Genomic DNA, 17,731 nt, shown 5'->3' on the forward strand with positions numbered 1-17,731 from the left:
CCGTTCACCCGGTGGTGGTACGGGTGCGGCCCGCCCCGGGTGGACCGGGACGGGCCGCGACCGTCGGGGCGGGTGGCGCCGGGCCTACAGGCCGAGCTCGGCCTCGAAGGCACCCTCCTCCAGGCGGGCCCGGATCGCGGACAGGAAGCGTCCGGCGTCGGCACCGTCGACCAGGCGGTGGTCGTAGGTGAGCGGCAGGTAGCAGACCGAGCGGACGGCGATCACGTCGTCGCCCTCGGGGCCGGTGATGACCTTCGGCTCCTTGACGATCGCACCGGTGCCGAGGATGCCGACCTGCGGCTGGTTCAGGATCGGGGTGTCGAACAGCGCCCCGGCGGAGCCGATGTTCGTGATCGTGAACGTGCCGCCGGACAGCTCGTCCGGGCCGATCTTGGCGTCCCGGGTCCGGGCGGCCACGTCGGCGATCTTCTTGGCGATCCCGGCCAGTGACAGGTCGTCGGCGTCCTTGATCACCGGGACGAGCAGGCCGCGCGGGGTGTCCACGGCGATGCCCATGTGCACCGAGCCGTGGTACGTGACCTGCTTGTTGTCCTCGGAGATCGAGGCATTGACCGACGGGAACGCCTTGAGCGCCTCGATCGTCGCCTTCGCGATGAAGGCCAGGAAGGTGAGGTTGGCGCCCTCGCGGCGCTTGAAGTCCTCCTTGACCTTGTTCCGCAGCTTGACGATGCGGGTGAGGTCGACCTCCTGGACGGTGGTCAGCTGGGCGGACACCGCCAGCGACTCGTTCATCCGCTGGGCGATCACCTGGCGCAGGCGCGGCAGCTTGACCGTGGTGCCCGGCTGCGGGCCGTCCTGCGGGCGGGTCGGGACGGTCTGCGGCTGCTTCGGCGCACCGCCGGACGCGGCGGGGGCCGCCGGGGCCTCCGGGGCCGGGGCGGACTTCTGCTCGGCCGCTGCCAGCACGTCCTGCTTGCGGATCCGGCCGCCGACCCCGGAGCCGGTCACCGTCCCCAGGTCGACGCCGTGCTCCTGGGCCAGCTTGCGGACCAGCGGCGTCACGTACGGCTTGTCGCCGGACCCGTTGGACGACGACGGCGCGGAACCCTGGGTGTCGGTGGACCCCTTGGGCTGCGCCTGCTGCTGCTTCGGGGCCTCGGCCTTGGGCTGCTCGGCCTTGGGCTGCTCGGCCTTGGGCTGCTCGGCCTTCGGCTGCTCCGCCTTCGGGGCCTCCTGCTTCGGGGCCTCCTGCTTCGGCTCCGGCTTCTTCTCCGGGGCCGGCTCCTCCTTCTTCGGAGCGGGGGCCTCCTCCTTCGCCGGTGCGGCCGAGCCGTCGCCGACCAGCGCGAGCTGCGCGCCGACCTCGACGGTCTCGTCCTCGCCGACGGTGTGCTCGAGGACGGTGCCGGCCACCGGCGACGGGATCTCGGTGTCGACCTTGTCGGTCGAGACCTCCAGCAGCGGCTCGTCCACGTCGACGCTGTCGCCGACCTGCTTGAGCCAGCGGGTGACGGTGCCCTCGGTGACCGACTCGCCGAGCTCGGGCATGGTGACCGGCGTCCCGGAGCCGCCGCCGGACGCACCGGAACCGGACTCGTCGGACGACGGCGCAGCCGCCTCCTCCTGCGCGGGCTCCGGCTCGGGCTCCGGCTCGGGCTCGGCCGCCTCCTCGGCGGCGGGCTCGGCACCGCCGGAGCCGCCGCCGTCGGACTCGTCGGCGTCGCCGATCACGGCGAGCTCACCGCCGACCTCGACGGTCTCGTCCTCGCCGGCGATGATCCGCTTCAGCACCCCGGCCGCGGGGGACGGGATCTCGGTGTCGACCTTGTCGGTCGAGACCTCGAGCAACGGCTCGTCGACCTCGACGGTGTCGCCCTCGGACTTGAGCCAGCGGGTGACGGTGCCCTCGGTGACACTCTCGCCCAGGGCGGGCATCTCTACGGTGACGGCCATGTCGGGTGGAGCTCCTCTTGTTCCGCGTGGGTGTTCGGGTCTGGGGACGGATCGGCCGGGATCAGCCGTGGGTGTGCAGCGGTTTCCCGGCCAGGGCGAGGTGGGCCTCTCCGAGTGCCTCGCTCTGCGTGGGGTGGGCGTGGATCAGTGCGGCGACGTCGGCGGGGAGAGCCTCCCAGTTGTAGATGAGTTGCGCCTCCCCGACGAGCTCGCCGACCCGTGAGCCGACCATGTGCACACCGACCACGGGGCCGTCGGCGCCGGCCGGGCCCGCTTGGACGAGCTTGATCGCCCCGGAGGTCTGCAGGATCTGCGACCGCCCGTTGCCCGCCAGGTCGTAGGTGAGGGTGTGCACCTCGCCGTGCCGCTCGCGGGCGGCGTCCTCGGTCAGCCCGACCGAGGCGATCTCCGGGTCGGAGTAGGTCACCCGCGGGACGCCGTCGTCGGACAGCGGGGTGGGTGCGAGCCCCGCGACGTCCTCGGCGACGAAGATCCCGTGCGCGAAGCCGCGATGGGCCAGCTGCAGCCCGGGGGTGACGTCGCCGACGGCGTACACGCCGTCCAGGTTCGTCCGGAGCCGCTCGTCGACGGTGACGAAGCCGTCCGACATCGCGATCCCGGCCTCGGCGAACCCGTGACCGGTGGTGTTGGGGCCGCGGCCGACCGCGACGAGCAGCAGATCGGCGTCGATCTCCTCGCCGTTCTCCAGCGCGACGGTGACGACGTCGCCGGAGCGGGTGGCCTTGCTCAGCCGCACGCCGGTCCGGGCGGTGATCTTCCGGCGGCGGAAGGCGCGGCCGAGCTGGGTGGAGCAGAACTCGTCCTCGGCGGGGACCAGCCGGGGGAGTGCCTCGACGATCGTGACCTCGGCCCCGAACGAGCGCCACACGCTGGCGAACTCGACGCCGATCACGCCGCCGCCGAGCACCACGACCCGTTCCGGGACCCGGTCCAGGGTGAGCGCGGCGTCGGAGGTGACGATCCGGTCGTCCAGCTCCAGGCCGGGCAGCGAGCGGGCGTAGGACCCGGTCGCGAGCACCACGTGCCTGCCGTGCAGGAGCCGGTCGCCGACCCGCACGACGCCGGGCCCCTCGAGGGTGCCGGCGCCGTCGACCACGGTGATCCCGCGGGCGGCGACGAGCCCCTGGAGACCCTTGTGGAGCCGGCCGACGACGCCGTCCTTGTAGGAGTTGACGCCGGCCATGTCGACACCGTCGAAGCTGGACCGGACGCCGAGTTTCGCGCCGTCGCGGGCGTTGTCGGCGACCTCGGCGGCGTGCAGCAGCGCCTTGGTCGGGATGCAGCCGCGGTGCAGGCAGGTGCCGCCGATCTTGTCCTTCTCGACGAGGACGACCGAGAGCCCCAGCTCGGCGGCGCGCAGCGCGCAGGCGTACCCGCCGGAGCCGCCGCCCAGGATCACCAGGTCGGCCGCGCTCGCTGAGCCCGTCTCGGACACCGATCAGCTCCCTCCCGGTCACGTGCGGCGGGGGCCTCCACCGCCGTGACGCCGCAGTGCGGCGCCCATCTTGTCACTACCCGCACGGTGCGCCAGTGCGGGTGTCGGGAGCAGATCATGGTCCTCGCGCGTTGTACTGACGGATCACGTGTGTCCGTTTCGCCCGCCGGCGGTACGGAATGTCGTGCGAGCCGACGAGAGGGTGACGCCCATGGGCCTGCTGGACAGGTTCCGTTCCCGCCGGTCCTCCGGCCAGGCCAAGGCTCCGAGTGCGGAGTCCTACCTGCGGGAATGGACGAACGCTCGGATCGGGGTGGAGGCGTTCGTCGAGCCTCGGACGACCGTGACCGAGACGACGGTGGTGTTCGTCGCACACGACGGCGAATGGACCCGGCGGCGGGTCGGGAACCCGAACCGGGCCAAGAAGCTGGCCCGCTCGATGCAGATCCCGATCTACGACGTGCAGCTGGTCGGCTACCCGAAGCGGATGCGCGACCACGACGCGCGGGAGCGGGCGCTGCGGAAGAAGGCCAAGCAGGAGGAGATGCTGCGGCAGCTGCGGGAGAAGGACCGGGACCGGTAGCGCTAGTCCTGCAGTGAGCGGGCCCTGCGGGCGCCGATCGCGCGCATCGCGGGCTCCAGCCGCAGGGCGGGCCCGGGGACCAGTGCGGTCAGCCGCAGCACCGCGCCGCGCCAGGCCGGCAGCGTGCGGTACACCCGGCCGGTGCCGAACATCCCGACCAGGCCCTGCGCGACCTGCTCGGTGGTGACCAGCGTCCCGGACCGGACCAGCGCCTGGGCCTGCCCGCCGGGCTCCATCCCGCGCAGCAGCTCGGTGTTGACGCCGTCCGGGCAGACCGCGTGCACTCGGATCCCCTCCCGGCGGACCTCGGAGGCGAGTCCGGAGACCACGGACAGTGCACCGGCCTTGGACGCCGCGTACACGGACAGGCCGGGGACCGGGCCGAGCGCGGAGAGCGAGACGGTGACGCCGATCTCGCCGCCGTGCGCGACGCCGGCGGCGGCCTGCTCCCGGAACGCGGCGACCGCGGCCCGGGCACCCCAGACCGGGCCGAGCAGGTTCACCTCGACCAGGGCGCGGGCGTGTGCCTCGGACAGCTCGGTGAGCGCGCCGTCGAACCCGACGCCCGCGTTCGACACCCAGGCGCCCAGCGGGGCCAGCTCGCGGGCGCGGTCGGCGACGGTGCGCGCGTCGGCCGGGTCGGTGACGTCGTGTGCGGCGCCGTCCGCGGCGCCGATCCGCTCCGCGGTGGCCCGGGCGGCGTCCGCGTCGAGATCGGTGACGAGCACCCGGTAGCCCCGGCCGACCAGCTCGGTGGCGATCGCCTCGCCGATCCCGCGGGCGGCGCCGGTGACCACGGCGGAGCGGGGAGCGTGCGCGGGGATCTCGTGCCGGCGTCGTCGCATGGGCCGGGAGTATGCCCTACCGGTCGGTAACCCGGGGTGCTCCGCGCAGCGCCCGGCGCCGGCCCGCGCCGAGGGTCCGGTCACCCGGCACCTGGGCGCTCGACGTCGGCCCCGAAGCTGCGCCGCTACGAGGCCGCGGGCACCGCGGAGCTGTGGCTGGTCGACCCGCCGGCGTCGACCGTGCTCGTCTTCCGGCGGGCCGCCGGAAGACGAGCAGTGCCGGATCAGACACAGCAGGGTCCGGTACACCTGGGTCAGGTACGGCCGGGTCAGGTACAGCAGGGTTCGGCACCGCGCTGGAGGTCGCGGGCGGCGATCTGACCAGCCCGCTGCTGCCCGGGTTCGCGCTGCCGGTCACCGATCTCTTCGAGGACGCCGGGTGAGGCGCGCGGCGTGACCGGGCGCCGCCGCGACCGCGGCGGCACCCGGGGTCTCAGCCGTTCGCGGCGACGTCGTCCAGGAAAGCGATCAGCGTCCGCACCGGCACCCCGGTGCCGCCCTTGGTGGTGTAGCCGCGCGGGCCGCCGGTGTTGTACGCCGGACCGGCCACGTCGATGTGCGCCCACGGCAGCCCGGCCGGCACGAACTCCTTCAGGAACAGCCCGGCCAGCAGCATCCCGGCGAACCGCTGCCCGCTGACGTTCGCGATGTCGGCGACCCGGGAGTCGAGGTCGGAGCGCAGGTACTCGGGCAGCGGCATCGCCCAGCCGTCCTCGCCGACGTCGACGGCGTGCCCGGCGACCCGGTCCCGCAGGTCGTCGGACCCCATGATCCCGGCGGTGCGCAGCCCGAGCGCGACCTGCTGGGCGCCGGTCAGCGTCGAGGTCTCCACCAGGTAGTCGGGGTCGTCCTCGCCGGCCCGGACGAGCGCGTCGGCCAGGATCAGCCGGCCCTCGGCGTCGGTGTTGAGCACCTCGACGGTCTTCCCGCCGTACATGGTGAGCACGTCACCCGGCTTGTACGCCATCGAGGACGGCATGTTCTCGGCCATCGGCACGGTCGCCGTCACCGCGACCGGCAGCTCCAGCTTCGCCGCGAGCACCACGGTGGCGACGACCGCCGCGGCGCCACCCATGTCCGAGGTCATGTCCGCCATCCCGGCGTTCGGCTTGAGCGAGATGCCACCGGTGTCGAAGGTGATGCCCTTGCCGACCAGCGCGACCTTCCGGGCCGGCGCGGCGCCGCCGTTCCAGGTCAGCCGGACCAGCCGCGGCTTGTTGGCCGAGCCCTTGCCGACCCCGGTGATCCCGCCGTAGCCGTTCTCCCGCAGCCGCTCGTCGTCGAGCACCTCGGTGACCAGGCCGGCCCGCTCGCCCAGGGCCACCGCGCGCTGCGCGAACGTCTCCGGGACCAGCACGTTCGGGGCGGTGTTCACCAGGTCGCGGGCGGTGGCGACGGCCTCGGCGACCAGGCCGGCCCGGCGGACCTGCGCGTCGGTGACCCCGGTGAACGTCCAGGACGCCACCGGTGCCGATCCGGCGTCGGTGCTGGAGCGGTGCGCGTCGAACCGGTAGCCACCGAGCAGCGCGCCGGCCACCGCCGCCTCGGCGGCGCCGTCCCCGGCGGCGCCGAGCGTGCTCACCGCGGCGGGCGTCCCGGCCAGCGCCCGGGACGCCGCACCGGCGGCCCGGCGGACCCGGTCGGCCGCTGCCGCGTCGTCGCCGGCCTCGCCGAGCCCGACCGCCACCAGCCGCGGCGCGGCGACCGCCCCGCGGGTCGGCAGCGAGACGACCTGCTCGACCTTCCCGGTCGCGCCGACGACGCGGAGCAGCTCGGCGAGCTCGCCGCCGAACGCGGCGTCGACGTCGGCGGCGCCGGCGGCGAGCACCGGCGCGACCGCGGTGCCCGCCCCGTCGTCGGCGGGCGCCCCCGGGTGCAGGCCGATCACCAGCGCCCCGGCCTCGACGGTGGACGGCGACGCGGTCGTCGCGGCGGTGTCCGGGATGGTCGGTTCGGCGGTCGGCACGGGGAACTCCTCGGTCGTGGGACGGTCGGATCGGTATCGGACGGGTGGCCTCGCGTTCCGCTCGTGCACACACGGTGACCAGCACACGTGTCCCGTGCGCCGGGCGGGTGGGGAGCGGCGCGGCGAGACCGGACCGAGATGGTAATGACACCCCCGCGGCGCCGCGCGGCACAGGGTCGAATGGGAAGGTGATCGGGTGCCCCGACCCCCGTACCGGATGCCGACCGCGACCGCGGTCGTCGTCGCCCTCGCGGCGATGTTCGGTACCGGTCTGTACGCGGCGCTGGCCCCGGCCGCCGCGGTGTCGGGACCGTGGTTCCCGCTGGGCGTGCTGCTCGCCGGGCTGGTCGCGCTCGCCGTCGTCGCCTCCACCGCGCACCTGGCGACGGCCCGGCCGGCCGGGCCGGAGCTGGTCCGGGACGACCTGCCCGCACCCGCGGTGCGGCTCGGCGCGGTGGCCCGGCTGGTGTCGCGGGCCGCGGCCGCCGCGGCGGCCGCCGGCGTGTTCGGCGCCTACGTGCTGCCCACCCAGCCGCTGCCGGTCGCGGTGGTCGCGGTGCTCGCCGTCATCGCGGTGAACGCGGCCGGGGTCCGGGTGTCCCCGGCGGCGTCCGGCGGACTGGTCGTGGGCACCCTGCTGGTGCTCGCGCTGGTCGCCGGGGTGGGCCTGACGACCGACGCGCCGGAGGGCGCCGGGCCGTCGTCGGCGATGCCCGCCGCGGAGCTGGCGGGCGCCGCCGTCGCGGACGGCGCGGGGACCCCGGACGATCCGGTCGCCGGGACGCTGCAGGCCGCGGTCGAGCCGGGGCCGCTGGGCGTGCTGACCGCCGCCGCGTTCGCGTTCTTCGTCTACACCGGCCTGTCCCGGGTGGCCGAGCTCGGCGGCAGCCTGCGCGACCCGATGCGGGCGATCCGCCGCGCACCGGCGGTCGCCGTGCTGGTCACCACCGGGTTGCTGCTGACGCTCTCGATGGCGCTGCTGCACGGGCTGGGCGTGGAACGGCTGGCGATGTCGCCGACCCCGCTCGCCTCGCTGATGGACACCGGCGGCAGCCCGGCGCTCGGCGTGCTGGTCCGGATCGCGGCGGCCGCGGCCACCGCGGCCGCGCTGCTCGGGGCGCTGTCCCGGGCCGCCGGCGGGGCGTCCCGGCTGGCCCTGGACGGCGAGCTGCCCGCCTTCCTCGGCCGCGGCGGCTCGCGCGGCACGCCGTGGCCCGCCGATCTGCTGCTCGGCGGGCTGACCCTGCTGGTCACCCTGGCGGTGGGGCCGATCACCGCGATGGCGATCGCGGTCGGCGCCGCCCTGGTGCACCACACCCTGCTGCACGCCGCGGTGCTGCGGATCCCGGGCCGCCCGGCCGCGGCGGCGTTCGTGGCGGGCGCCGGCGGCACCGGCTGCCTGGTGCTGGTCGCGGCGCTGCCGCTGTGGCCGCTGCTGGCGACGGCCGGCGCGCTGGCGGCCGGCTGGGTGCTGTGCGCGCTGTCCGCGCGGTCGGCCGCCGTCCGGGGCCGCCAGGAGGCCGCCGGCCCGGCCGATCCCGAGGAACGCGCCGCCTGAGGGACTAGGGTCCCCTGGCGTGACCGACGATCTTCTGTCCAGCCCGCTGCACGAACGGCACGTCGCCCTCGACGCCACCCTCGGCGAGTTCGGCGGCTGGTCGATGCCGATCTCCTACCCGGGCGGCACCGTCGCCGAGCACACGTCGGTGCGCGAGACGGCGGGACTGTTCGACGTCAGCCACCTCGGGACGGTCCCGATCGCCGGGCCGGGCGCCGCCGCGCACGTGAACACCTGCCTGAGCAACGACCTCGGCCGGATCGGCCCGGGCCGGGCGCAGTACACGCTGGCCTGCAACGAGACCGGCGGCGTGATCGACGACATGATCATCTACCTGGCGGCGGACGACGACCTGCTGCTCGTCCCGAACGCCGCGAACTCCACCCGGATCGTCACGATGCTGCAGGACGGCGCCCCGGACGGGGTCACCGTCACCGACCGGCACCGCGAGCTCGCCGTGCTCGCCCTGCAGGGGCCGCGCTCCGCGGAGGCGCTCGCGGCCGCGCTGGGCGAGGCCGGATCGGCGGTCGCCGACCTGGACTACATGTCGTTCACCGACATCGAGGGCGGCGCGGTGCGGGTCTGCCGGACCGGCTACACCGGCGAGCACGGCTACGAGCTGGTCCTCGACGCCGCGGCGGCGCCCGCCCTGTGGGACGCCCTGCTCGACGCGGTCCGCGCGGTCGGCGGCGGCCCGTGCGGGCTCGCCGCCCGGGACACCCTGCGCACCGAGATGGGCTACCCGCTGCACGGCCACGAGCTGTCCGAGGAGATCAGCCCGGTGCAGGCGGGCAGCGCGTGGGCGGTCGGCTGGGACAAGCCGTCGTTCTGGGGGCGGGATGCGCTGGTCGCCGAGCGGGCGGCCGGCCCGGCACGCCGGCTGCGCGCGCTGCGGGCGACCGGGCGCGGCGTGCCGCGGGCCGGCATGACCGTGCTGGACGCCGAGGGCGGCAACCCGGTCGGCACCGTCACCTCCGGCACCTTCTCGCCCACCCTGAAGGCCGGGATCGCGCTGGCGCTGATCGACACCGATCCGACGGTGTCGCCCGGCGACGCGCTGGTGGTCGACGTCCGCGGCCGGGCGCTGCCGGTCGAGGTCGTGAAGCCGCCCCTGGTGCCGTCCCACGTGCGATGACGCCGGTGTGACCGGCGTCCGTCCCGCAGGGGAGGATCGCGTCCCGACCGTCGGGAATCCGACTACTTGCGATGCGGGCGGCGGAGATACCGTTCACCCATGAGCGCGCCGCAGTTCACCGTCACCCGCAACCCCGCCCCGGCGTCCCCGCAGCGGCGCGCCCAGGTACTGGCCGATCCCGGTTTCGGCCGGCACATGACCGACCACATGGTCACCATCCGCTACACCGAGGGCACCGGCTGGCACGATCCGCAGGTCGTGCCGTACGGGCCGCTGACCCTCGATCCGTCGTCGATGGTGCTGCACTACGGCCAGGAGATCTTCGAGGGGCTGAAGGCCTACCGGCAGCCGGACGGCTCGATCGCCCTGTTCCGGCCGGAGCAGAACGCCCGCCGGTTCGCCGGGTCCGCGAGGCGGCTGGCGATGGCCGAGCTGCCCGAGGAGCTGTTCCTCGCCTCGCTGGCCGAGCTGCTGTCGGTGGACTCGGAGTGGGTGCCCGCCGCCGGCGGCGAGGACTCGCTCTACCTGCGCCCGTTCATGATCGCCACCGAGGTGGGGCTGGGCGTCCGGCCGTCGTCGGAGTACCTCTACGCGGTGCTGGCCTCGCCGGCCGGGCCGTACTTCGCCGGCGGGGTCAAGCCGATGGACGTCTGGCTGGAGACCGAGTACACCCGGGCCGCCCTGGGCGGCACCGGCACCGCCAAATGCGGCGGGAACTACGCGGCGTCGCTGCTTCCCCAGGCTGTCGGCGCCCGGCACGGCTGCGCCCAGGTCGCCTACCTCGACGCCGAGGAGCGCACCTGGATCGACGAGATGGGCTCCAACAACCTGTTCTTCGTCTTCACCACGACCGACGGCGGCGTCGAGATCGCCACCCCGGACCTGCGTGGCGCGGTGCTGCCCGGCATCACCCGGGACTCGCTGATCACCGTGGCCCGGGACCTGGGGATGTCGGTGGTGGAGCGGCGGATCGCGGGCCAGGAGTGGCTGGGCGGGGTCGCGAGCGGCCTGCTCACCGAGGTGTTCGGCTGCGGCACCGCCGCGGTGATCACCCCGATCGGCACCGTGAAGCACTCCGGCGGCGAGGTGACCGTGGGCGACGGGGAGCCCGGCCCGGTCACCCTGCAGCTGCGCGAGGCGCTCACCGCGATCCAGCGGGGCGCCGCGCCGGACCCGCACGGCTGGATGCGCACCCTGGTGCCCGCCCCCGCCTCCGTCTGACCGGCCTGATCACAGCGCGGCGGCCAGTACGACCAGGACGGTGGTGGCGGCCAGCTGCTCGGCGGCGCCCAGCACGTCCCCGCTCATCCCGCCGAACCGACGACGGGTGTGCCGGGCCAGGCCGGCCACGAGCAGCGCGGCGGCCAGCACCGCACCCACGGTGACCAGCACGATCCCGGGCCCGGCCAGGACCCCGGGGAACGCCGTGGGGCCTTCTGTGAGGTAGTCGGCGTAGCGCCGGGGCATTCCCGCCCGGTCGACGGCCGGGACCAGGGCGGCGGCCCCCGCCCCGGCCAGCACCGTCCACCACAGCGGGGCGACCCACACCCGCTGGGAATCCGCGACCAGGGCGCCCAGCCCACCCTCCCTGGCCGCCGGTGTCCCGCTCCTGGCCACCCAGCAGAATCCGGCCCGGCCGACCCCGGCGGCCAGCGCGCAGGTCACCAGCACCGCCGCGGGCGGGGCCGAGGCGAGCTGGGCCAGCGCCGCGGCCTGCGCCCCCAGCACCACCACCAGCGTGACGACGGCGAACGGTCCCGCACCGCCCTCGGCCATGATCCGCAGCGCCCGCTGGGGGGGCCCGTAGCTGCCCAGGCCGTCGGCGGTGTCGGCCAGCCCGTCCAGGTGCATGCCGCGGGTCGCGAGCGCACCCGCCCCGACCACGAGCAGGCCCGCCACCAGGGGGGACGACCCGAGCGCGGTGAGCCCGAGCAGCAGCGCCCCACCGGCCATGCCGAGGCCGACCCCGACCACCGGTGCCCATCTCAGCGCGGCCGCGGGGACCCCTTGAGGGAGGGCGCCGTCCGGGCCGGTGCCGACCCGGACCGGGAGCACGGTCAGCCAGCTGACGGCGAGCCGGAGCCCGGCCAGCGGCCCCGGGCCCCGCCTGGCGTCGGTCACCGGGTGGCGCCCGCCGCGGCCGTCGCGTCCCCGGGGACGACGCCGGTGTCCTCGGCGGTGCCCGTCTCGCCGAGCAGGCGGGCCGCGGTGATCAGTAGCGGCAGCACCGCGACGCCCGCGGTGCCGTCCTCGGTACGCACCGCGAGATCCAGCACCGGGGTGAGCGCGAGGTGCTCCAGGACCAGCCCGGCGGCCGGCTCGGTGGACGGCTGTGCCGCCAGCCACCACTGCTTCGCGCCGGGTGCGAGCTCCTCGGCCATCAGCGCGGCGGCACCGACGGCGACCCCGTCGAGCACGGTCGGGACCTTGCGCTCCGCGGCGCGGGCCAGGAAGCCGGCGAGCACGATCAGGTCGGTGCCGCCGACGGTGCGCAGCAGCGCGAGCGGGTCGCGCAGGTGCGGGCGGGCGCGGCGCAGCCCGTCCCGGATGGCGACGGCCTTGCGCATCCAGGCCCGGTCGTCGATCCCGGAGGCGCGGCCGACCACGGCGACCGGTTCGGCGCCGGTGAGCGCGGCGACCAGCGTCGCGGCCGGGGTGGTCGCACCCACCGCCAGGGTCGCCGGGACCAGGACGTCCGCCCCGGCGTCGATCTCCTCGTCGGCGAGCTGGCGGCCGGTGCGCCAGGCAGCGGCGGCGGCGTCGTCGGTGAGCGCGTCTTCGCGGTCGATCCGGCCGGTGCCGCGGGCCACCCGGTGCGCGGACTCGACGCCGTCGGCGTCCCGGCTGAGCCCGACGTCGACGGTGCGCACCGCCGCCCCGGCGGCCCGGGCGGCGACGGTGACCGGCAGCCGTCCGGCGGCGGCGGCCTCGGCGCGGGCGGCGGAGACCTCCGGCGGGTAGGCGGACACTCCGTCGGCGGCGACGCCGTGGTCCGCGGCGAGCAGCAGCACACGGGCGTTCACCGGCGGCCGCGGCGGGCACTCGCCCTGGCAGGCCGCGAGCCAGACACCGAGCTCGCCGAGCCTGCCCAGGCCGCCCGGGGGCAGCGCGAGCCCGTCGACGAGCGCGACCGCGGCGCGCCGGGTCCGCAGATCGGGCCGCCCGACCGCGGCCGGGGCGGACGGCCGCTCGACGGGGTCCGGGCCGGTCACCGGCGCGGCCGACGACCCGGTCGGCGGGGTGACCGCGCCGGGGACGCCGGCCGGGGTGCCAGCGACGTCACCGTCCGGGTCGGCGACGCCGGGATCCGCGGGGACGGGCGGCACATCCGGGGCCGCCGCACCGGGCGCCCCCGTTGCCGGGGCCGGCGCTGCGAGGTCCGGCGCACCCGCTCCCGGGTCCGGCCCACCGGCTGCCAGGTCCGGCCCACCGGCTGCCAGGTCCGGCCCACCGGCCGCCGGGTCCGGGGCACCGGCTGCCAGGTCAGGCCCGCCGGCTGCCGCACCGGACGCGCCGTCGGCTGCCACCCCCGCGGCGCGGGCCGCCGCATCCGGGGCGGGAGCCGGGCCGTCCGCGGCGGGGGCCGGGGCACCCGCCGCACCGGCGTGTCCGGCGTCCGGTCCCGGCAGCCGCAGCGCCCGCCCGGCGACCACCAGCACCGTCTCCGCGCAGACCTCGGCGAGCGCGGCGTTCAACCCGCCCAACAGGTCCCGGAACAGCCGCCCGGAGGCGGACCCGGGCACCACGCCCAGCCCCACCTCCGCCGACACCAGCACGACCGGCCCCGGCGCCCCCGCCACCGCGGCGACCAGCCCGTCCAGCAGCTCGTCGACCTCGGTGTGCGGCCCCGGCCGGTCCCAGGCGCCCGCGTCGTCGAGCACCCCGGCGAGCCAGGTGCCGAGATCGTCGACGAGCACCGGGCCGGGGACGGCGAGCGCCGCGACGAGCGCGACGCCGGAGACCTCCTCGGTCGTCCACGCCGCCGGGCGGCGGACGACATGCGCGGCGATCCGGGCGTCCCACTCGGCGTCGCCGTCGGTCCGCCGCCCGGTCGCCAGGTACCGGACCGGCACCTCCTCGCCGAGCAGCTGCTCGGCGTAGCGCGACTTGCCCGACCGGGTGCCTCCGATGACGAGCGTTGCGTTCATGCCGCACATCGTGTCGCACCCGTCCGGCGTGGCATCCGGAAGGGGCCTCCTCAGAACTCCGTGAGGTTGTCCCGGAACCGCTCGTGGGTGTAGCGGGTGCGCACCCGGCCTCGTCGCTGCAGGGCGGGGACGAGCCCGTCGCAGACCCGGCCGACGACGTCGCGGGACATGTCCCCGGACACCAGGAAGCCGTCGCCGCCGACCTCGTCCATCGCGCGCAGGAAGTCGACCAGCGTGGACCGGTGCCCGTTGGTGGTGACCTGGGGGACCGGGCCGTCCAGGTCGAAGCCGGCGAAGTCGTTCTCGGTGAGCGCGGACAGGTGCGCCAGCGCGGCCTCGGCGAGCTCGCGGGCCTGCGCGTCGGTCTCGGCGAGCACCGGCGCCACCACGAACAGGATCTTGCAGCTGTCCGGGTCGCGGCCGATCCGCTCCATCCGGGACCGGACGTCGGCGTGGTAGGCCTTCATCGCCTCGACCCCCCGGCGCCGAGGCGATGATCGTCTCGGCGTGCGCGGCGGCGAACTCCCGGCCGCGCGGCGAGCCGCCCGCCCGGCAGCACACCGGCCTGCCCTGCGGCATCGGCATCGTGTTCAGCGGGTCGCGGCTGCGGTGCCACTTCCCGTCGAAGTGGATCGGCGAGACCCGGGTGTGGTCGACGAAGCGCCCGGTCTCCCGGTCCATCACCACGGCGCCGGGCTCCCACGACCCGCACAGCCGTTCCACCAGGTCGACGAATTCGTCCGCTCGCTCGTGGCGCTCGTCGTGGTCGGGCAGCAGGTACGGCGGGTACGGCAAGGTGGACATGGTCGCGACGATGCCCAGCCGGGAGGTGTGCGCCACGACCAGCCCGACCGGGTCGTGCTGGGTGCGTAGAGGCCGTGGTGCAGGTCGGTCTCCAGACTGCCGCCGTGGTGGTCGGGCACCATCGGCGAGTCCTCGATCATCATGTAGTCGAAGCAGGCCCGTTCCAGCGCGCGGGCGAAGTCGACGTGGAACCGGCCGTCCGGCCAGATGGCGCCGGTGTCGCCACCCCACGGCCCGCGCCAGGTCGCGTGGGCGGAGAAGTTCATGAACCAGCCGAGTGGAATCGCTGCGGTGTCACGGGTGTCCTCCCGGGAGGGATGGGGGTGGCGGCTCCGGCGGGCGTGCCGGGTCCGGTGGGGCGAGGCCGCGCAGGGCGACGACGGCGGCGAACGCGGTGAGCAGTGCCAGTGCGACGACCGCGGTGGTGCGGGCCGGCACGCGCCCCGGGAGCCGGGCCGCGGTCAGTCCGAGCAGCGGCGCGGCCAGGTTGGTGGTGAGCAGGAACGCCTGCCCGGTGGCGAGCGGACCGGTGGCCGCGGTCGGCGGGCCGCTCCGGCAGCCTCCACAGGCAGGGGAGCAGCAGCAGGCGGAGGCACGTTGATCAGGAACACCCAGCGGGCGCCCGTCAGCTCGGCGACCAGTCGGCCGGCGGTGAGCCCCAGCCCGGCCCCGACCAGCGAGGACGCCATCAGGTCGCGACGGCGCGGCGCCGGACGGCCGGATCGGGTGACAGGTCGGCGACGGTGGCGAGCACGGCCGGGATGGCGGCCACCCCGCCCACGCCCTGCAGCACGCGTCCGGTGAGCAGGGTCCACGGCTCGCCCGCGAGCCGCGCCCTGCTCGGCACCCGGGCCGGCCGGCTGGTCGGCGTCGACGTAGGCGAGGGTGGGGACGCAGCGCAGCAGCCCGCGGACGTAGGGGTGCGCGTCCGGCATGTCCAGGGCGGGCGCCGAGCACCCGCGCGGTGTCGGGCAGGCCGACCCGCACCAGCCAGTCGGCGGCCTGCTCGCGGGCCTGCGCCCGGGTGCACCCGTGTTGGTGCGCAGTACCGTCACCAGCTGGCTGCCGACGGTCCAGACCGGGTCCAGCGAGGTCATCGCGTCCTGGAACATCATCGCGATGCCGGGCGTGCGGTGCGGCAGCCGGGACCGGCCGGTCCGGTCCAGCTCGGCGCCGTGGAACCGGATCCGGCCGCGCACCCTGGCGGCCCGGTCGAGGAAGCCCGCGACCGCCAGGGCGAGCGTGGTCTTGCCGGATCCGGACTCGCCGACGACCGCGATCCGCTCGCCGCGCTCGATCCGGAGGGTGACGCCGCGAACCGCCGCGACCGCATCCGGATCGTCACCGAACGTCACGGTGAGATCGTCGACGGCGAGCAGGGGGCCGGGCTCGTGGATGTCGTCCGGGGCGGCGACGCTGCCCACCCGTTCCTGCAGTGTGTCGGTCATGGCCGGAGACCTCCGTGATCGGAGTGGGCCCCCCAGCCTCGGATCGGGGTGTTTCCGAGCCCGGCACGGTGGGTGACCCGCGCGTTGCGCCGCGGTCGGTGTCCGGTGGCCGTGCGTAACCTGGCCGGCCGCGGGTCAGCCGGCCAGTGCGCGGAACCGGCCTGCGTGGAACACCAGCGGATCCACCTCGTGCCGCCCGTCGAGGGCGTGCACCCGCAACAGCGCGATCACGTGGTCGCCGGCCGGCAGCTCGGCGTGCAGGGTGCAGGTGAACCACGCCGCGGCGCCGTCGACGAGCACCGCCCCGTCCTCGTCGGTCCGGATCGGCAGCCCGGCGAACCGGTCACCGGTGCGGGCCGACAGCCTGCGGCAGGCGTCGTCGTGCGGGGACGCCAGCACCGACACCCCCAGCCGGGGCAGCGCGCGCAGCACCGGCCAGGTCGTCGAGGTGTCCTGCATGCAGACCGACACCAGCGGCGGGTCCAGCGACACCGCGGTGAAGGCGCTCGCCGCCATCCCCACCGGCCGCCCCTCGAGCTCCGCGCAGATCGCCGTCACCCCGCTCGGGAAGCAGCCGAACACCCGCCGCAGGTCGGCGGCGCCGGGCGCGGTCACCGGAGCACCGCCGTCGTGCAGGCGTCGAGCACCGGGCCCCAGCGGGCGGCGTACTCCGGCACCGCGGGATCGTCGGCCCAGGCGTCGTCGCGCAGGTACAGCCCGGGCGCGGGGCAGGTCGCACCGAGCTCCACGAGCACCGGCTTGAGCAGCAGTTCCGGCGCCATCGCGTGGGCCGGCCCGGCGCCGAGCATCAGCGGCACGGCGACCACGCCGCGCAGGCCGGTGCCGGTGCCGAACTGGTCGAGGAACAGCTTGAGCACCCCGGTGTAGGTCGCCTTGAACGTCGGGCTGGCGACGACGGCGAGCCGGGCCTGCGACACCGCCGCGACCGCCTCGGCGACCGCCGCGTCGCCCCAGCCGAGCAGGCCGGGGCCGAGGCCGATCACGTCGACCTCGGCGTCGGGCGCGGCGCCGGTGAGCGCCTCGGCCACCCGCCGGGCCGCGGACAGGGTGCGCGAGCCGGGCTTCGGGTTTCCGGCCACCACGATCACGGACACGGGGAACCTCCGGGACGGGTCGTGCCCCGGGACGCTCCCGGGGTCTGGTCCTGCGGGTGCGCGGCGGCCGGCACCGGGCCGGCCCCGGTCACGGTGGCCGCGTCGACGACGACGAGCCGGTGCCGGACCGCGAACGCGGCCGCCGCGGCGACGGTCAGCGGCTCCCCGCGGTCGTCGACCGGGACGGTCGCGACGGCGACCTCGCCGCCCCGGGCCAGGCGCAGCAGGGCCAGTGCCGTGCCGGCCGGTCCGGGGACGTCGTCGGCGACGACGGGCATCACGTGCCCGGGCCGGGTGAGATCGGAGCGGGACGCGCCGGGATCGGCCAGCACCCGCAGGGTGCGCGCCCGGTCGACGGCGCTGATCCCGGTGCCGATGCCGGTGGCGGCGTCGACGGTGACGGTCGGGCCGCCGCGCTGCGAGTCCGCGGTCACCGACATCGGCGGCAGCCCGAGCAGCACCGCCCGCCCGGCGGTGAGCGGGGCGGTGAGCAGGCCGGAACCGTGCCGGATCAGCCAGGCGGTGCCCGCGGGACCCGCGGTGGCCGGATCGGCGACGAGCTGGACCGGGACCGGGCCGGCGCATCCGGTGACCAGCACCGGGCGGCCGGCCGCGAACGCCGCGGCGGCGGTGTCGAGCGCGCCGGGCCGCGGGCCGGGGGCGGCGGGTGACGGCGACCGGGACGGTTGCCCCTGCGCCGGCAGGGACGGGGACACGGGTGGTGACACGGACACGGGATCTCCCTCCGTGCGGGCGGGT

At 76.1% G+C, this 17,731-nt stretch carries 17 protein-coding genes; 5 read left to right on the plus strand and 12 right to left on the minus strand.

Annotation, left to right across the window (positions count from 1 at the left end):
* Nucleotides 1-84: 84 nt before the first annotated feature.
* Nucleotides 85-1,914, minus strand: a complete 1,830-nt coding sequence (gene sucB, locus ACVJO7_RS19950) for a 2-oxoglutarate dehydrogenase, E2 component, dihydrolipoamide succinyltransferase (RefSeq protein ID WP_491674129.1) — start codon at nucleotides 1,912-1,914, stop codon at nucleotides 85-87.
* Nucleotides 1,915-1,975: 61 nt separating this feature from the next.
* On the minus strand, nucleotides 1,976-3,370 hold the full coding sequence (lpdA, locus tag ACVJO7_RS19955) for a dihydrolipoyl dehydrogenase (protein ID WP_491674130.1): 1,395 nt from the start codon (nucleotides 3,368-3,370) through the stop codon (nucleotides 1,976-1,978).
* A 211-nt stretch (nucleotides 3,371-3,581) separates the two neighbouring features.
* Between lpdA and ACVJO7_RS19960 the strand changes: the two genes are divergently transcribed.
* A complete protein-coding gene (locus tag ACVJO7_RS19960; RefSeq protein ID WP_344028781.1) occupies nucleotides 3,582-3,953 on the plus strand; it encodes an oxidoreductase in 372 nt (123 codons plus the stop codon).
* 2 nt (nucleotides 3,954-3,955) lie between these two features.
* On the opposite strand, the gene ACVJO7_RS19965 is transcribed toward ACVJO7_RS19960, so the two are convergent.
* Nucleotides 3,956-4,798 (minus strand): SDR family NAD(P)-dependent oxidoreductase, encoded by an 843-nt coding sequence (locus ACVJO7_RS19965; protein ID WP_491674131.1) that lies wholly within the window; start codon nucleotides 4,796-4,798, stop codon nucleotides 3,956-3,958.
* A gap of 36 nt (nucleotides 4,799-4,834) precedes the next feature.
* Here ACVJO7_RS19965 and ACVJO7_RS19970 point away from each other — a divergent pair, with 36 nt between their 5' ends.
* Entirely contained in the window at nucleotides 4,835-5,119 is a 285-nt protein-coding gene (locus ACVJO7_RS19970; protein WP_491674132.1) for a Uma2 family endonuclease, read from the plus strand.
* A gap of 112 nt (nucleotides 5,120-5,231) precedes the next feature.
* Here the strand turns inward: ACVJO7_RS19970 and ACVJO7_RS19975 are convergent, their stop codons facing one another.
* Nucleotides 5,232-6,764, minus strand: coding sequence for a leucyl aminopeptidase (locus tag ACVJO7_RS19975; protein ID WP_491674133.1), 1,533 nt, complete (start codon nucleotides 6,762-6,764; stop codon nucleotides 5,232-5,234).
* A 196-nt stretch (nucleotides 6,765-6,960) separates the two neighbouring features.
* Here ACVJO7_RS19975 and ACVJO7_RS19980 point away from each other — a divergent pair, with 196 nt between their 5' ends.
* The 3 genes from ACVJO7_RS19980 (at nucleotide 6,961) to ACVJO7_RS19990 (ending at nucleotide 10,678) form a co-directional block, all read left to right on the plus strand.
* Complete coding sequence (locus ACVJO7_RS19980; RefSeq protein ID WP_491674134.1) at nucleotides 6,961-8,322, plus strand: APC family permease; 1,362 nt, start codon at nucleotides 6,961-6,963, stop codon at nucleotides 8,320-8,322.
* A 19-nt stretch (nucleotides 8,323-8,341) separates the two neighbouring features.
* Nucleotides 8,342-9,457 (plus strand): glycine cleavage system aminomethyltransferase GcvT, encoded by a 1,116-nt coding sequence (gene gcvT / locus ACVJO7_RS19985; protein ID WP_491674135.1) that lies wholly within the window; start codon nucleotides 8,342-8,344, stop codon nucleotides 9,455-9,457.
* 99 nt (nucleotides 9,458-9,556) lie between these two features.
* Complete coding sequence (locus ACVJO7_RS19990) at nucleotides 9,557-10,678, plus strand: branched-chain amino acid aminotransferase (protein WP_491674136.1); 1,122 nt, start codon at nucleotides 9,557-9,559, stop codon at nucleotides 10,676-10,678.
* Between the two features lie 9 nt (nucleotides 10,679-10,687).
* Here ACVJO7_RS19990 and ACVJO7_RS19995 read toward each other — a convergent pair whose 3' ends face one another.
* The 8 genes from ACVJO7_RS19995 to ACVJO7_RS20030 all read right to left on the minus strand — a co-directional run bounded on the left by ACVJO7_RS19995 (nucleotide 10,688) and on the right by ACVJO7_RS20030 (nucleotide 17,700).
* Nucleotides 10,688-11,578, minus strand: coding sequence for an adenosylcobinamide-GDP ribazoletransferase (locus ACVJO7_RS19995; protein ID WP_491674137.1), 891 nt, complete (start codon nucleotides 11,576-11,578; stop codon nucleotides 10,688-10,690).
* Nucleotides 11,575-13,605 carry a bifunctional adenosylcobinamide kinase/adenosylcobinamide-phosphate guanylyltransferase gene (locus ACVJO7_RS20000; protein WP_491674138.1) on the minus strand — a complete coding sequence of 677 codons (2,031 nt, stop codon included), beginning with the start codon at nucleotides 13,603-13,605 and terminating at the stop codon, nucleotides 11,575-11,577. The genes ACVJO7_RS19995 and ACVJO7_RS20000 overlap by 4 nt, the downstream gene beginning before the upstream one ends.
* Before the next feature lie 50 nt (nucleotides 13,606-13,655).
* Entirely contained in the window at nucleotides 13,656-14,072 is a 417-nt protein-coding gene (locus ACVJO7_RS20005; RefSeq protein WP_491674139.1) for a hypothetical protein, read from the minus strand.
* A 213-nt stretch (nucleotides 14,073-14,285) separates the two neighbouring features.
* Nucleotides 14,286-14,675: a hypothetical protein gene (locus ACVJO7_RS20010; RefSeq protein ID WP_491674140.1), complete on the minus strand. Its 390-nt coding sequence runs from the start codon at nucleotides 14,673-14,675 to the stop codon at nucleotides 14,286-14,288.
* Nucleotides 14,676-14,870: 195 nt separating this feature from the next.
* On the minus strand, nucleotides 14,871-15,857 hold the full coding sequence (locus tag ACVJO7_RS20015) for an ATP-binding cassette domain-containing protein (RefSeq protein ID WP_491674141.1): 987 nt from the start codon (nucleotides 15,855-15,857) through the stop codon (nucleotides 14,871-14,873).
* A gap of 135 nt (nucleotides 15,858-15,992) precedes the next feature.
* A complete protein-coding gene (locus ACVJO7_RS20020; protein ID WP_491674142.1) occupies nucleotides 15,993-16,472 on the minus strand; it encodes a flavin reductase family protein in 480 nt (159 codons plus the stop codon).
* Nucleotides 16,469-16,972 carry an NADPH-dependent FMN reductase gene (locus tag ACVJO7_RS20025; protein ID WP_491674143.1) on the minus strand — a complete coding sequence of 168 codons (504 nt, stop codon included), beginning with the start codon at nucleotides 16,970-16,972 and terminating at the stop codon, nucleotides 16,469-16,471. The genes ACVJO7_RS20020 and ACVJO7_RS20025 overlap by 4 nt, the downstream gene beginning before the upstream one ends.
* The gene (locus tag ACVJO7_RS20030; protein WP_491674144.1) at nucleotides 16,963-17,700 is read right to left on the minus strand and encodes a 3,4-dihydroxy-2-butanone-4-phosphate synthase; all 738 of its coding nucleotides are present in this window, start codon (nucleotides 17,698-17,700) and stop codon (nucleotides 16,963-16,965) included. The genes ACVJO7_RS20025 and ACVJO7_RS20030 overlap by 10 nt, the downstream gene beginning before the upstream one ends.
* Nucleotides 17,701-17,731 lie beyond the last annotated feature (31 nt).

The sequence above is a fragment of the Pseudonocardia sp. DxW genome, assembly GCF_058448985.1.